The following is a 12,868-nucleotide window of genomic DNA, read 5'->3' on the forward strand; positions in this document are numbered from 1 at the left end:
AGAAGGGGATTTTATATGAAAAATGAGATAAAAGTATTTGGGAACGATGCATTTAACGTGAAAGTAAAAATTGATTTAGATGGCAATTATATGTTCGATGCTGAATCGGTTGCGACAAGTCTTGGATTAACAGAGAGAAAAGGCAATAAAGAATACGTAATGTGGCGTAGAGTGAACCAATATTTAAAACTTTTCGGCACATCTGCCGAAATAGCCAAAGGTTCATATATCCCTGAACCAGCAGTATATAAATTAACATTTAAGGCTAGCAACGAAGTAGCAGAAAACTTTCAAGATTGGTTAGCGGTTGAAGTTCTGCCAACTCTGCGCAAGACCGGTTCTTATGAGATGTCGAAAAAGGAAAGGCCGAAGAGGGAAAAACTGTCTTCTGCGAACATGATGGCGAAGAACATTAAAGATGCTTTGTCGGCAGCAGGCGTTGAGCCGGTGTATATAGCTGCGGAAGTTACAAGAATTTATACGGATTTAGGTTTTCCAGTAACCGCACATCTTCCAGTTGCCATACCTGTTCTTTGGGATTGCACTGGCATGGCAAAGGAGCTGGGGGTAATGTCTAAGAGCAACAGGCCGCATGACAAGGCGATCAGCGCCATTATCCAAAGGTTAGACATAACAGAAAATGAAATCGTGAAGACTGCATATAGCAGGAACGGGCATGACGGCGTGACGGTTCAGTACGCAGACAGTGTCTTCCAGAAAGTGAAGAATTGGTTGGAAGACCATGATTATCCGAAAGAGATTACATTGCTGTTAGCCAATGGGAATATCAATGCTTGCAAGGTAGTTTATCAGGAGGTGTGCTGATATGAAAGAGCATAAAGAGTACAAGCTAAAAAGGTGCCCGTTTTGCGGCGGGGAAGCTGAAATGAAACAGAATGAATTCGTGGGGCACCAGAGAGTATACATACAATGTACATCATGTCACGCTGTCTCCTGTATCCAGACTGAGGGACAAACAATGACTTTTAAGGATATTCCATCCAGATATGTGTCTATAGACGAATGCAGGCAAAAGGCGGTTGAAAAATGGAACAGGCGCGCCAGAGAAGGATACGTGGTTGTCGCAGGAGGAGTGACAGTATGAATGAATTAAAAAGATTGATGGATGAGCTGATACATGAATTATATAAGATGGACATTGAAGAACTATATGAACTTAAAAAGGTATGGGCTATGGAACTGAAAGAATCAAGACTTGACGAAAGACTACAGGATTTTTGCATTAAGGCGGTGGATTTAGTTATCGAAAAGAAAGAATCCAATTGTAAGAGGAGGGAATAAGCTATATGAACAGAGTAGATAAAGAATTTAATAGAGTTGTGCGGGAAAGCATCACAGCATTATTACAGAAGGATACTGCCGATTATGAGCAGACAAGGCTCATTCTGCTGTCATATAGGAGTAGGGACGAAAAGATCCAAGATTATCTGCGGAAGCTGTTTGAATTCACTGACAGGCATAGGCCGCTTCAGATTGAGATGAAAGCAGGTGTCGCAATATGAGTAGATTAAAAAATGTTGTGAAACTATCGGAAGATATGAGAGACAAAATGAATACCCGATATGTTTTAACTTGCGGTAATATGTTTGATTTAATCGGACACTATGAAAACATATTTGAGCTTGTTGCTGCGGCATTCAGGTTAGGATATTGCCAGGGGGCAAAAGCTGAGAGAAAAAGAGCGAAGGAGGGGGCCGAATGAATTATGTGGTTATAGGCCAGGTAAGAAGCAAAACAGGCGGGATTTACCCCGTAATAGATATGCCGATGATGTCGGATGAACGCTGGCAGAAGCTGGCTGAAGAGAATGCGATACATAATTATACGGAGGTGAACGGGCATGCACCGGAGAGTGCAAGGGTAGCGTGTGAGTGGCAGCGGGCATGGATCGCTATGAAAAATTTAACATAGAATTATTTGCCCTCCGGGGGACGGTGCGCCAACACCTGAACCCGGCGGCAGGATGTCAAGACTGACAGGAGGAACGTGGAATGAATGAAGAGAGAGAACAAAGGCTATATGACATAATGGATAACTACGGCGTGGATCAGGACACAGCAGAGCTGCTTCTGCTGGATGAAGAGGAGGAAGAGCGTGAGTAAAATTGAGATAGACGAGATGTGGATGTTGACGCAGCGACATTTAGGAGGGAAACATGATTAGGGTATGTGATAATTGCAGATTTAAGAAGCGCAGTAATTTAAAGGAGCCGTGCTATACAGGGGGATATCAGCTAGCCTATTCGCATCGGTGCTATCTGTGGAAGAAAAGAAGATTGTGGCAACGTATTGTTGATCGAATTAAGATTTGAGGAGTACCTGTGGCGAGTACTTATAGCGGGAAAAAAGATGTATTCGAAACTATTAACTGTCAGTAAAGAGAGAGAAAGGCGGTTTAAAAATGTCAGAAAAAATTGAAGTAGTAAGGGTAAAGCCTTGTGATCTGAGTAAGGGTCAGGTTTTTAGATTGAATTACCAGTATAAAACAGAACTTGGAGAATTTGTCGTATTAGGCAGCGTTACATTAAATAGACTTTATGTTAACGAGTCAGTTCCGGAGGAAGACTTTGAGAGGTTCCTGCAAATATGTGAGTACGATGGGCCTTATATCAATGACGATACTTCACCTGTTGCGGGGACAAATGACTATATTTACGAGAAATACGGCTGGCCTGTATGGAACGTCCTACAAGACGAATACTCCAAGCGCAGAAAAAAGCGTGAAAAAATAAAAGCGAAATCGGCAGCAGGCCATTACTTTAAGTTGATTGAGAAATATAGAATGGCAGAAGATTCTGAGATCAGCTTTCATAATGCAGAATATGTGGCTTATGAGCTGAAAGTGCTTGCCGACAACACCGGAAGGAAGACCGTGAATAATTGCGTAGGAATTGGTACGGAATACGTATTCTTACTTGGCTATTTAATCGGAAAAGGCATTATCAATATAGAGGAGGTGCAGAGGGATGCAGCAACAGTTTAATAAAGAGGAAGTAAAAAGGGCCATACTGGCTTATATTTCTAAGAATAACTATGTCAGTTATGCGGAATTGGAATGGTTTTTTACAGAAAAACAGATACCGTTCAAAGGCGATTTAGATGTGTTATCCGGAAAATGTGAACATGTAGTTTTCTGGTGCGGATGGAGCAAAGAAATATTTGATGTGTTCGGAGAACTGATAAAAGAAGGAAAAATACATAGGGAACCTACTCAGCTGCTGACATACCTGATTGATGGTAAGACGTTGGACATGCCGCTGGTGAAAAGATTCTGGCAGTACAAGACGGATCACTGGTTGCCTACAGTATTTTGCATAGGGCCTGAGGAAGATTAGAACGTGAGGTGAAGACAAATTGGCGGATACAAAATTTACGATCAGACAATATGCGCTGGCGTATGCCAGGATCGGACTGGCAGTGTTTCCCGTGTCATCACACGGAAGAACCAGTGAAGATTACAAAAGACCTATGGTCAAAAATGGGTTTCATGATGCCACAACAGATCCTGACACAATAAATAAATGGTGGGAGAGATGGCCAGACGCAAATATAGGCATCGTGACAGGCAAGCCTTCCGGTGGAGTGTTTGTTATTGATCTTGATGTGAAGGAAGAGGAAGGGGTAGACGGTCGGGAAGCTATACGTGAGTGGGAAAGGGAACACGGTAAACTTCCGGAAGATACAATGCTTTCCATTACCGGCGGTGGCGGATACCATATCTTCTTCAGATCTGACGGCAGAGAAATTCCCTGTGTCCGCGATTTGTTTAAGAATAAGAGTGGAGTTGATGTCAGGGGGGACGGGGGCTATATTGTGGCCCCGCCCAGCCTACATTTCAATGGGAGACATTACGAATGGGAATTAGGGCCGGACGATGCAGTTATAGAACCTGCGGATGATTTGGTTTATATGCTCCTAGATGAGGGGAAGAAAAAAGAGGTAGGGACTTTTGTTTCTCCAGGAACGATTGAGCAAGGGGCCAGGGACGACACTATATTTAGGCTGGCATGCAGTCTGCAGGCAAAAGGATTGTCAGATGATGCAATATTAGCCGCGGCGCAGGCTGAAAACAAATTGAAATGCCGCCCGCCGTTGGATGAAAAGACTGTTATCCAGAAAGTGAAAAGTGCGCTGAAATATGAGAAATCCACCGCGCCGTACGTACATAAACAATCCGAAGGAGACAACAAAACAGAGTTTATAGATCAGCCCGTACAATTGAAGTGCGGATATTGGGAATGTAATAAAGATGGGGTGTGTATGTGGGTTCCTGGGAAAAAGGAAACTGATCCTCCCGTTAAAATAGTGGCCTCATATCAGCAAATTATGCCAATCGGGACTACAGAGAACATCGAGACAGGGGAGCAAAAATATCACATGGCATTCAGCGTGAAGCGGCAGGGCGGGTACCTTTGGAAAGACGTAAAAGTTGAACCAGAACTATGCTGCACTAAGACAAAGATTATAAAGTTGGCAAATATTGGTGTCATGGTTACAGATCTGACATCCAAAAACCTTGTAAACTATATCGCAGATATGTACCGGCTTAATGAGGATGCGTTGCCTTTAAAGAAAACAGTGTCACATTTCGGGTGGATCGGAAAAGAGTTCTTCCCTTACATGGATGGTATTGAGTTTGATGGGGATAATGCGCAGGCGAAGACGGTAAGGGCCTTAGGCGCGCGGGGAAGTTTTGATGCATGGAGAGACGCATGCAGTAAGTGCCGGGAAAATCTGAATGTACGACTACTTATGGATGCAAGCCTGGGATCTGTGATGACGCACATATTGAAATGCCTTTGTTTTGTGGTGCACCTATGGGGACCATCGGGAACAGGAAAGACTGTGGCGTTTGTAGTAGCAGCTTCAATATGGGGAGTCCCTGATGAATTAATCCTGTCAGTGGATTCTACGGTTAATTATTGTACAAGTCGTGCAGCATTGATGAAAAATCTTCCTATATTCGTAGACGAGACACAGCTGGCAAGGGGAGATCTGATGAAACTGATTTATGCGATAACAGAAGGAAAAACACGCGGAAGACTTGACCGAACAAGCCGCGAGAAGGAGCAGGGATCTTGGGAAAATATTTCTTTCTTCAATGGCGAAAAGCCGATTGTAAGTGATAACGCAGGCGCCGGGGCTTTCAACCGGGTTATTGAGATGGAAGTAGACAAGCCGCTATTTGAGGATTATTCACATATTTTAGAAGCTGTTCGGGAAAATAACGGACTGGCGGGACGGAGATTTATTGAATATATTAAAAGTCTGGATACGGGCAGCCTTATTTCAAGACACAAGGAGTTATGCCGAAAGCTGTCTGAAATGTCAAAGAGCACTGGCAAACAGGCACAGGCGTTGGCCTGTATTGTACTTGCTGATCAGCTGGCGCAGGAATGCATTTTTAAGGATGAAGCACCGTTGGAATTGGAAGCAGTCGCAGAACTGTTAAGGGACGAAGAGGAAGTGTCTCAGGCGGAAAGGGCGTATAAATTTGTCGTGAACTGGATTGCAGAGAACGAGAACTTCTTTAATATTACATTTGGAAACCGACTTTGGGGGAAGGTTGCGGACTCACACTGCCTTGTAAACCAGAATGTACTGAGAGAGGCAATGGAGAAAAATGGGTATGATTTTAATGCCGTGAAAAAGGAATGGGCGGAGGCCGGCTATCTGGAAAAGTCGCGGGATGGCAAATACTCCGTGAACACCTCGATAGCAGGTTTGAAGACTAAAGCCAGGTACGTGAAAGTCCTATTTAAGCAACCGAACAATTTTGAAGAATACGAGGATGTAGATATAGACGATGAAAACATTCCGTTTAATAATCAGAGGTAATCCCCCATTTCTACTCACCTATTAATAAAATGTGGGATGGTGGTGGGATGCTTGAAAGCCTTGTAACGAGAGGCTTTATTATATATATACTCACATACTCACTCTATATTATAGTAACACTATATATATATTATTATGTCATTGAGTCTGTATGTAGTATATGTATAGCGCCCTACTAACAAAAAATAGGTGGGGACGTGGGATTATTTCGGAAAGCCTTGTAAACACTGGGTTTCAACGGCACACATGTCAGATTTTGAGGTGGTATGGTGGAGGGATGGCTTAATAAAAAGGGGGATTGAAATGGAAATCATGCAAGTACATCAAATGATAACGGAGTGTTGGCAGCTCTATAAGGAATATTATTCAAAAGAATTGACGGACAGCGAATTTGAACAGGTATATCAAAAGGCTAGTATTCTGGCAGAGAAATACGAAAATCACAGCTTTGCAACCGCGATGATCTGCGCAGTAGTGAATGAGCTGGGAGAAATAGGGAAAAGAAAAAGGCAGCGAGAAGGAGGCGAAGATATATGACACTAAAGGAATTATTCAGTATGCAGGCTGATTTAAATAAATTAAAGAGCCTGAGTATGGAACTGGCAAATTTGGAGGAGTTTAATCCATACAGGAACAATGTCATAACAGACATGCCGAAAGGAGGACAGGGGAAAGATGTCACTGCGTGGTATATCGAGGAGAAGGAACGGCTGAGAGGGAAGATAAAAACTTATGAGGAGAAGCTTCGGAGGGACAGAGCGAAGGTGGAGGCGTTTATTGCGGCAGCGCCTCATCCAGAAAGTGAAATCATTCGTTATCGTGTAATAAATGATTTGAGTTGGGATGATATCGGGGCGATTGTTGGGTATAGCAGAAGTTGGGTATCAAAAGTATTTTACAGGTACATAAAGAAGACCGAAAAGACCGAAAGTTCCCTTGATTCCCGTGCAAGGGTATGACATAGTTATTCTAGAACGATTGGATCATTTGTTCGGTGGTGTTTTCTCAATAACACAGCCCTTGGGGCATTAATAAGGCAGTACTGTATAGGCGGCTGGGTTCCTGAATAGGAGTAGGTCGAAAGGCTAAGAATTCATTTGCCGCCGCAATAAAGATTTTCTCGGAAGTATGATCCTCCTTCATACACATATAGAAAAACGTCCTGCATGAAAGTGTGGGGCGTTTTTTGTTGAATTATATCATAAAATAGAGTATTATTAATATAAAATGTGGTGTATTTAACGAAAAGGTTTTGGGAGAATTGAATGGAAAGTCAAGGTAAAGTCATATCTTTTATTAATATGAAAGGTGGCGTTGGTAAAACTACTTTATGTATTGGTATAGGAGAATATTTAGCGAATTACTGTGAAAAAAAGATTTTGTTTATTGATCTTGATCCTCAGTTCAACACGACACAAAGTTTAGTTAACGAATTTGACATGGAAGATGAATATCTTAATGATTATTCCGAGGGGAAAGGGAACCGTACTATAATGCGTCTATTTGAAACGCAGACAACATTAGCAAGAAAGATTGATTTGCCATTACCAAGTGAAGTCATAGTAAGACTTAACGATAATATGGATTTGTTGCCAGGAACTATTGACCTTATTCTAGTAGAAAGTGATAAAGATGGAACAAAAGCAAGGAAGGTAAATAGGTTTATTCAAGAAAACGACTTGCGAAATGCATATGATTTTATTTTTATTGATTGTCCACCAACAATTTCCGTTTATACTGATGCAGCTCTTATTGCTTCTGATTTTTATTTAGTACCAAACAGGATAGATCGCTATTCTATTTTAGGGATTAAACTGTTGAAGCAAGTGATAGATAGATTAGATGATAATGAAGATATTGGAATAAAACCACTTGGAATTGTATATACAATGGTAAAGGACTTAACGCAAAAAACTTTACAATTAAAAGATACTTTCGAAAGAGATGAAATAGTAAGAGAAATTGGTATGTTTAGTAATATGGCATCCTATGTTAATGACTTATTAGTAGGATTACAAGGAAATATTTCATCAAAATATAAAAAATCACGAGAAGATGTAAAAATAATCTGTAAAGAATTTTTGGAAAGGGTTGAGTCGTATGATTAATCAGGGTAATAATATCGCTATAATACGCAATTATTTGAAGAAAACAAATTTAGATATTATAGATTTAATTGGAATTATAACTGTGTTAATTATAAAGAAAGATGTTATAAAGAAAAATTCTGATGTAGGTGAATTTGTTAATAATATTTTAAAAGTTAAGTTTCCAGAATATGTAATCAGGTCTCGAACATTAATTGCGGCGAGAGTAAGCCGCATATTATTAGAATTAGATGATGACAAGATTGAAAATATTAAGGAAAACATATTGAAATACATAGATAAAATTGACATTGAAGATATGAACAAAGAGTCTTCTACACCTAAAAAGAATAAAAAGAAAAATGAGAATAAGAAATTAGAAAAATGGCTAAAAGGATTATGATATGTTGAACAGGTATAGAGAAGTAGATGTTTGCAAAGAAGATATCAATCAATTTATATCATTTGTGAAAATGGAAGACGTTTCTGATACAGACTTAGCATGCATAGCAAAAGGGATATTGTTTATAAAAAAGGCATATGCATTTCCAGAAAAGAAACAAGAACATTATTATAATTGCTTGGTTACGGATATGATTAGCCTTATGGATTCTTTTAAAAAGTCATCATTGAGAGTGTATTACACTTTCTTTCGATCTGTTATTGAGAATTTTGTTCGAGTGGTACTAAGATATGAAAATATTAATGCTACGGGTGTAAGAAATATGTTTACTGAACTACGCAATAGGTATACATATTCTAAAGAATTTATCGATTATGTTGAAGGTGAATATGGAAAATGTTGTGAGGTGATCCACAGCAATTATAATGCAGATCTGAAAATGTATCAATATTATGAAGAAATAGTTAAATCGGATGAATTAAGTATGGAGAACAAAGTAATGTTGATTAAACAATTGGTCACTTTCTATAAGTCATGTAAGAAGTTTATAGTAAACAATGAATGTATGCAGATAAGTTCGGCATTTCATAACCAAAAGGAAGTTCTTTACTATTTACTAGGGAAAAAACTTTATGAGGTATATGCGAAAAATAATAAAAGTTTGTAGAATTACAGGCACCTTCACCGAGGGTGCTTTTTCTATACCTACAAAACGACGAATAGTGAGGTGGTGATAGTGCCAATATACAAACGATGCAGCAGATGCGGACAGCGAATACCCTCAGGCAGCACTTGCCTATGCGCCAAGAGCAGACACAAGGAATATGATAGATACAGTCGTGACAACAGAAGCAAACAGTACTATAGCGGCAAGGTGTGGGAGTTAACAAGAGCATCGACACTGGAAGAAGACGGAGGCATTGATGTCTATCTATTCATGACAGAAGGACGGATTGAGTTGGCAGATACTGTGCATCATATCATTCCGTTAAGAGATAATTGGTCGATACGAAATGATATTACAAACCTTATGAGCCTAAATCATGACACACACAGCATGATTGAGCAGATGTACAGGAAAGATAAAAACGGAACACAAAGGATTTTGCAGGATATGCTCTCGGAATATAGGGCGGGGAGGGGCGGCCAAAAAAGTTTTTAAAATTTGCAGCTGACCGCATGTCCCCTACATCTGACGCAAAACTCCGAATACGATAAAAAAGTTGGCAATCTAAACGGAGGAGGGGATTTACATGGGAAAACCAAGGAAGCCGATTGACATGCAGAAAGCCCATTTAACACTGGTTGAGAAACAGAATAAGGAGATGGAAGAAGCAGGAGTAACGGTTGGTAACAACCATTTAAGGACTCCTCCAGGATGGCTCATTGATGACGTGGCAGAGAAAGAATGGCGCAGAATCATCAGGGAATTGAAGAAAATAGAAATCGTTGGAAACTTGGATTATGGAAATTTAGGCGGCTATTGTAATGCTTATTCGAACTATGTTAAAGCAACTGAGATCCTTAAAGATCAGGAATTCTGCATCAGTAGGGAAACAAGGACCGGGAAAATTATCGTGAAGAACCCGATGGTGGACATCCAGGCAGGATATGCGGCAGAGATGCGCAGATTTGCTGCCTTATGCGGACTTACTATAGATTCCCGTTTAAAAGCGGCAGTAACCAAAACTGAAAAAACAGAAGATATGATAAAACAGAAGTTTGGGAATATTTAAGGCCGCCCTAGGCCTTATTTTTGTGAGGAGAAAAAAGGATGTATGACGATTCTTAACCAGCTGATTGAATATGCAGGCCTATGCCTAAATGACACAAGGCTTACGGAAAATGAGGATTATATAAGCTGCCAAAAGCATAAGCAGGCCTGCAGGCGGTTTCTGGATGATATAAAAAAATCAGAAGCCAGAAATGTGCAGGAAATCTCATTCCCATATATATGGGACGAGGAAGAAGCACAGAAGATTGTTGACTGGTTTTCACTGCTTAAGCACAGTAAGGGAGATTTAGCCGGCCAGTCTATTATACTAACGCCTTGGCAAAGGTTCTGCCTTTGTCAGATATATGGATGGCGGCATGAGGAGACAGGCCGGAAACGGTTCAAACAGAGTTTCATTGAGGTTGGCAGGAAGAACGCTAAATCCCAGATGGAGGCGGGGGTTGCTCTCTATGAGATATCTACCCAATCCACAAAAAATGGTGAGGTATATGAGTATTATACGGCTGGGACCAAAAGAGACCAGTCAAAAATTATTTTCAATGAATGTCAGCTGATGCTTCATGGATCCAGTCTCCGCTCTAAGTTCAAGCTGACCCGTGACCGGATTGAACACATTAAGACTGGCAGCTTTATCAAAGCCCTTTGTAAGGAGGACGGGCAAAAAGGTGATGGAACCAACCCCGCAGGACTGATCCTGGATGAATATCACCAGCACCAGACAACAGAATTCTATGACCTTGGGTTGGGGGCGAACACAAAAGAGTCCCTGCTCATGATCATTACGACTGCGGGAGTAGATCTGACATATCCTTGTTATGTGCAGGAATATGCATACTGCTCCAGGATACTGGATCCTGACGTGGATGTATGGAATGAGTCATATTTTGTTGACATTTTGGAACTTGATCCGAATGATTACGAGAACCAGGACAATATAGCAGATGAACGGCTTTGGTGGAAAGCAAACCCTATCCGCATGAGTTATGAAAACGGGCGTTCCAAAATACGGGAGGCTTTTGAAATTGCCAAAGAAATCCCGGAAAAGATGACCGCATTCCTGACAAAGATGCTAAATGTCTGGGTACAGGCACAGGAAAACGGATACATGGATATGGCAAAATGGAAGAAGTGCCAGGTAAATGGGATCCCGATCAACACAAGGGGAATGAGTGTCTATGTAGGTTTTGACATGTCGGCAAAGATAGATTTAACATCGGTTGCCTTCATAATTCCTTTTCAGTCAGGTGAATATGACAGCACCGGGAAAGAAGTCATCAAATATATAGTGTATTCGCATTCATTTATTCCAAATAGAGAGAAAATGGCCGAGCGGAAAAGGAAGGACAAGGTGGATTATGACGCATGGGAGCGGATGGGATTCTTAACGGTAACAAATACGCCGATTGTAGACCAGAATGCAGTTATGCAGTATGTCATGAACACATGCAGGGAGAATGGATGGGAAATAGAATGCCTATGCTTCGACCCGGCCAACGCGGCGAAGCTGATGCTGGATCTTTCGAACGAGGGATACATAGTGGAAGAAGTATTTCAGAGCCACAAATCACTGAATGAATCTACACAGGGCTTCCGGGAACAGGCTTACTGCCGGAATATTGTGTATACATACAACCCGCTCCTGAATTATGCTATGAGCAATGCCGTGATCCGGCAGAACCAAGGGCTAATCAAGATTGATAAGGATGCGACAACTAAAAGGATTGACCCGGTGGATGCCGTGCTGTGTGCATTTAAACTGGCTATTTATCATGAGTTCACATCGAGCTTTTTAGATGAGATAGATAAATTTATAGAAAGTGACTGGTAAAAATATGAATATTTGGAACAGAATCAGAAACGCCTGGAGCGCATTGACCGGGACCGGCGTGGATTTAAATAGTGAGGAGCTGTTGGAATGGCTTGGTATATCGGGCACAAGTAAAAAGCTGGTAAGCGAGGTGACTTATTATACCTGTCTGAAGATGCTGAGCGAAACAATCGGAAAACTTCCGCTGAAATACTACCAGAATACAGCGCGTGGACGGATACGTGCTGATCCGGACGAAATGACACGTCTGCTGACAGTAAGGCCAAACCCCATCATGACCCCGACAACACTATGGGGATCGGTAGAAATGAACTGTCAGCATTATGGGAACAGCTACGTGTGGGCCCGCCGCCAATTTGAACCAGGGAAATACGGAGGGGAATATAAAACATTGGATCTATGGCTAATGCAGAGCAGCAACGTGGCTGTCCTGATGGATGACATTGGGGTATTTGGAGGGAAGGGCGAACTGTACTACCAATACAGCGATCAAACGAGCGGTGATCAGCATTTATTCAGGAGTTCAGAAGTGATGCATTTCAAAACCTGGTATAGTCTGAATGGAATCATGGGAGAACCTGTAAGCAATATCCTGAAAGATACAATCGGAGGAGCGCTGGAGAGCCAGAAGTTTATGAACCGATTGTATGAACAAGGACTAACTGCAAGCATGGCGATGCAGTATCTTGGCGATTTAGATGAAGCAAAACGCAGACAGCTACAGAAAAAGTTTGCTGATTCTCTATCTGGCCCTCAGAATGCGGGTAAGGTAATCCCAGTCCCAATGGGACTGCAGCTTACCCCGCTGAAAATGAACCTTACCGATGCGCAGTTCTTTGAACTGAAAAAATATTCAGCGCTTCAGATTGCAGGCGCATTCTATAGTGGCTCAGTTGTCAAGACAAAAATCTAAGATTTTTATAATGAACTGATATGGTGGACAAGTTACAAGGAACA

The 12,868-nt window shown here is 41.3% G+C and carries 17 protein-coding genes; all 17 read left to right on the forward strand.

Annotated elements, in window-relative coordinates:
* The first annotated feature begins 15 nt into the window (after nucleotides 1-15).
* The 17 genes from GKG43_RS19510 (at nucleotide 16) to GKG43_RS19595 (ending at nucleotide 12,824) form a co-directional block, all read left to right on the forward strand.
* A complete protein-coding gene (locus tag GKG43_RS19510) occupies nucleotides 16-825 on the forward strand; it encodes a BRO family protein (RefSeq protein ID WP_055152156.1) in 810 nt (269 codons plus the stop codon).
* Between the two features lies 1 nt (nucleotide 826).
* Entirely contained in the window at nucleotides 827-1,105 is a 279-nt protein-coding gene (locus GKG43_RS19515) for a Lar family restriction alleviation protein (protein WP_055152158.1), read from the forward strand.
* Nucleotides 1,102-1,302: a hypothetical protein gene (locus tag GKG43_RS19520; protein WP_055152160.1), complete on the forward strand. Its 201-nt coding sequence runs from the start codon at nucleotides 1,102-1,104 to the stop codon at nucleotides 1,300-1,302. Before GKG43_RS19515 ends, GKG43_RS19520 begins: the two co-directional genes overlap by 4 nt.
* Nucleotides 1,303-1,307: 5 nt before the next feature.
* Nucleotides 1,308-1,523 carry a hypothetical protein gene (locus GKG43_RS19525; RefSeq protein WP_055152162.1) on the forward strand — a complete coding sequence of 72 codons (216 nt, stop codon included), beginning with the start codon at nucleotides 1,308-1,310 and terminating at the stop codon, nucleotides 1,521-1,523.
* Nucleotides 1,520-1,723: a hypothetical protein gene (locus tag GKG43_RS19530; RefSeq protein ID WP_055152164.1), complete on the forward strand. Its 204-nt coding sequence runs from the start codon at nucleotides 1,520-1,522 to the stop codon at nucleotides 1,721-1,723. Before GKG43_RS19525 ends, GKG43_RS19530 begins: the two co-directional genes overlap by 4 nt.
* The gene (locus GKG43_RS19535; protein WP_055152165.1) at nucleotides 1,720-1,932 is read left to right on the forward strand and encodes a hypothetical protein; all 213 of its coding nucleotides are present in this window, start codon (nucleotides 1,720-1,722) and stop codon (nucleotides 1,930-1,932) included. Before GKG43_RS19530 ends, GKG43_RS19535 begins: the two co-directional genes overlap by 4 nt.
* A gap of 489 nt (nucleotides 1,933-2,421) precedes the next feature.
* Complete coding sequence (locus GKG43_RS19540) at nucleotides 2,422-3,003, forward strand: hypothetical protein (RefSeq protein ID WP_055152166.1); 582 nt, start codon at nucleotides 2,422-2,424, stop codon at nucleotides 3,001-3,003.
* Nucleotides 2,987-3,355 (forward strand): hypothetical protein, encoded by a 369-nt coding sequence (locus GKG43_RS19545; RefSeq protein ID WP_055152168.1) that lies wholly within the window; start codon nucleotides 2,987-2,989, stop codon nucleotides 3,353-3,355. Before GKG43_RS19540 ends, GKG43_RS19545 begins: the two co-directional genes overlap by 17 nt.
* A gap of 19 nt (nucleotides 3,356-3,374) precedes the next feature.
* On the forward strand, nucleotides 3,375-5,858 hold the full coding sequence (locus tag GKG43_RS19550) for a bifunctional DNA primase/polymerase (RefSeq protein ID WP_055152170.1): 2,484 nt from the start codon (nucleotides 3,375-3,377) through the stop codon (nucleotides 5,856-5,858).
* A gap of 303 nt (nucleotides 5,859-6,161) precedes the next feature.
* The gene (locus GKG43_RS19555) at nucleotides 6,162-6,395 is read left to right on the forward strand and encodes a hypothetical protein (protein WP_055152172.1); all 234 of its coding nucleotides are present in this window, start codon (nucleotides 6,162-6,164) and stop codon (nucleotides 6,393-6,395) included.
* Nucleotides 6,392-6,817, forward strand: coding sequence for a hypothetical protein (locus GKG43_RS19560; protein ID WP_055152174.1), 426 nt, complete (start codon nucleotides 6,392-6,394; stop codon nucleotides 6,815-6,817). Before GKG43_RS19555 ends, GKG43_RS19560 begins: the two co-directional genes overlap by 4 nt.
* Before the next feature lie 306 nt (nucleotides 6,818-7,123).
* Complete coding sequence (locus GKG43_RS19565) at nucleotides 7,124-7,966, forward strand: ParA family protein (RefSeq protein ID WP_055152176.1); 843 nt, start codon at nucleotides 7,124-7,126, stop codon at nucleotides 7,964-7,966.
* Entirely contained in the window at nucleotides 7,959-8,348 is a 390-nt protein-coding gene (locus tag GKG43_RS19570; protein ID WP_055152178.1) for a hypothetical protein, read from the forward strand. The genes GKG43_RS19565 and GKG43_RS19570 overlap by 8 nt, the downstream gene beginning before the upstream one ends.
* A gap of 1 nt (nucleotide 8,349) precedes the next feature.
* Entirely contained in the window at nucleotides 8,350-9,015 is a 666-nt protein-coding gene (locus tag GKG43_RS19575) for a hypothetical protein (RefSeq protein WP_055152180.1), read from the forward strand.
* Between the two features lie 586 nt (nucleotides 9,016-9,601).
* A complete protein-coding gene (locus GKG43_RS19585; RefSeq protein WP_055152184.1) occupies nucleotides 9,602-10,084 on the forward strand; it encodes a phage terminase small subunit P27 family in 483 nt (160 codons plus the stop codon).
* A gap of 42 nt (nucleotides 10,085-10,126) precedes the next feature.
* A complete protein-coding gene (locus GKG43_RS19590) occupies nucleotides 10,127-11,911 on the forward strand; it encodes a terminase TerL endonuclease subunit (protein ID WP_055152186.1) in 1,785 nt (594 codons plus the stop codon).
* 4 nt (nucleotides 11,912-11,915) lie between these two features.
* Nucleotides 11,916-12,824, forward strand: a complete 909-nt coding sequence (locus GKG43_RS19595; protein ID WP_129879684.1) for a phage portal protein — start codon at nucleotides 11,916-11,918, stop codon at nucleotides 12,822-12,824.
* Nucleotides 12,825-12,868 lie beyond the last annotated feature (44 nt).

This window comes from Eubacterium sp. BIOML-A2, assembly GCF_009680135.1.
Lineage (GTDB): Bacteria > Bacillota > Clostridia > Lachnospirales > Lachnospiraceae > Faecalicatena > Faecalicatena contortus_B.

Bases quoted from the DNA above. Each gene is read 5' to 3' on its own strand.
- GKG43_RS19590 (WP_055152186.1), top strand. From the start codon at position 10,127: ATGACGATTCTTAACCAGCTGATTGAATATGCAGGCCTATGCCTAAAT.
- GKG43_RS19570 (WP_055152178.1), top strand. From the start codon at position 7,959: ATGATTAATCAGGGTAATAATATCGCTATAATACGCAATTATTTGAAG.
- GKG43_RS19545 (WP_055152168.1), top strand. From the start codon at position 2,987: ATGCAGCAACAGTTTAATAAAGAGGAAGTAAAAAGGGCCATACTGGCT.
- GKG43_RS19555 (WP_055152172.1), top strand. From the start codon at position 6,162: ATGGAAATCATGCAAGTACATCAAATGATAACGGAGTGTTGGCAGCTC.
- GKG43_RS19515 (WP_055152158.1), top strand. From the start codon at position 827: ATGAAAGAGCATAAAGAGTACAAGCTAAAAAGGTGCCCGTTTTGCGGC.
- GKG43_RS19565 (WP_055152176.1), top strand. From the start codon at position 7,124: ATGGAAAGTCAAGGTAAAGTCATATCTTTTATTAATATGAAAGGTGGC.
- GKG43_RS19535 (WP_055152165.1), top strand. From the start codon at position 1,720: ATGAATTATGTGGTTATAGGCCAGGTAAGAAGCAAAACAGGCGGGATT.
- GKG43_RS19575 (WP_055152180.1), top strand. From the start codon at position 8,350: ATGTTGAACAGGTATAGAGAAGTAGATGTTTGCAAAGAAGATATCAAT.
- GKG43_RS19540 (WP_055152166.1), top strand. From the start codon at position 2,422: ATGTCAGAAAAAATTGAAGTAGTAAGGGTAAAGCCTTGTGATCTGAGT.
- GKG43_RS19525 (WP_055152162.1), top strand. From the start codon at position 1,308: ATGAACAGAGTAGATAAAGAATTTAATAGAGTTGTGCGGGAAAGCATC.
- GKG43_RS19585 (WP_055152184.1), top strand. From the start codon at position 9,602: ATGGGAAAACCAAGGAAGCCGATTGACATGCAGAAAGCCCATTTAACA.
- GKG43_RS19595 (WP_129879684.1), top strand. From the start codon at position 11,916: ATGAATATTTGGAACAGAATCAGAAACGCCTGGAGCGCATTGACCGGG.
- GKG43_RS19560 (WP_055152174.1), top strand. From the start codon at position 6,392: ATGACACTAAAGGAATTATTCAGTATGCAGGCTGATTTAAATAAATTA.
- GKG43_RS19510 (WP_055152156.1), top strand. From the start codon at position 16: ATGAAAAATGAGATAAAAGTATTTGGGAACGATGCATTTAACGTGAAA.
- GKG43_RS19530 (WP_055152164.1), top strand. From the start codon at position 1,520: ATGAGTAGATTAAAAAATGTTGTGAAACTATCGGAAGATATGAGAGAC.
- GKG43_RS19520 (WP_055152160.1), top strand. From the start codon at position 1,102: ATGAATGAATTAAAAAGATTGATGGATGAGCTGATACATGAATTATAT.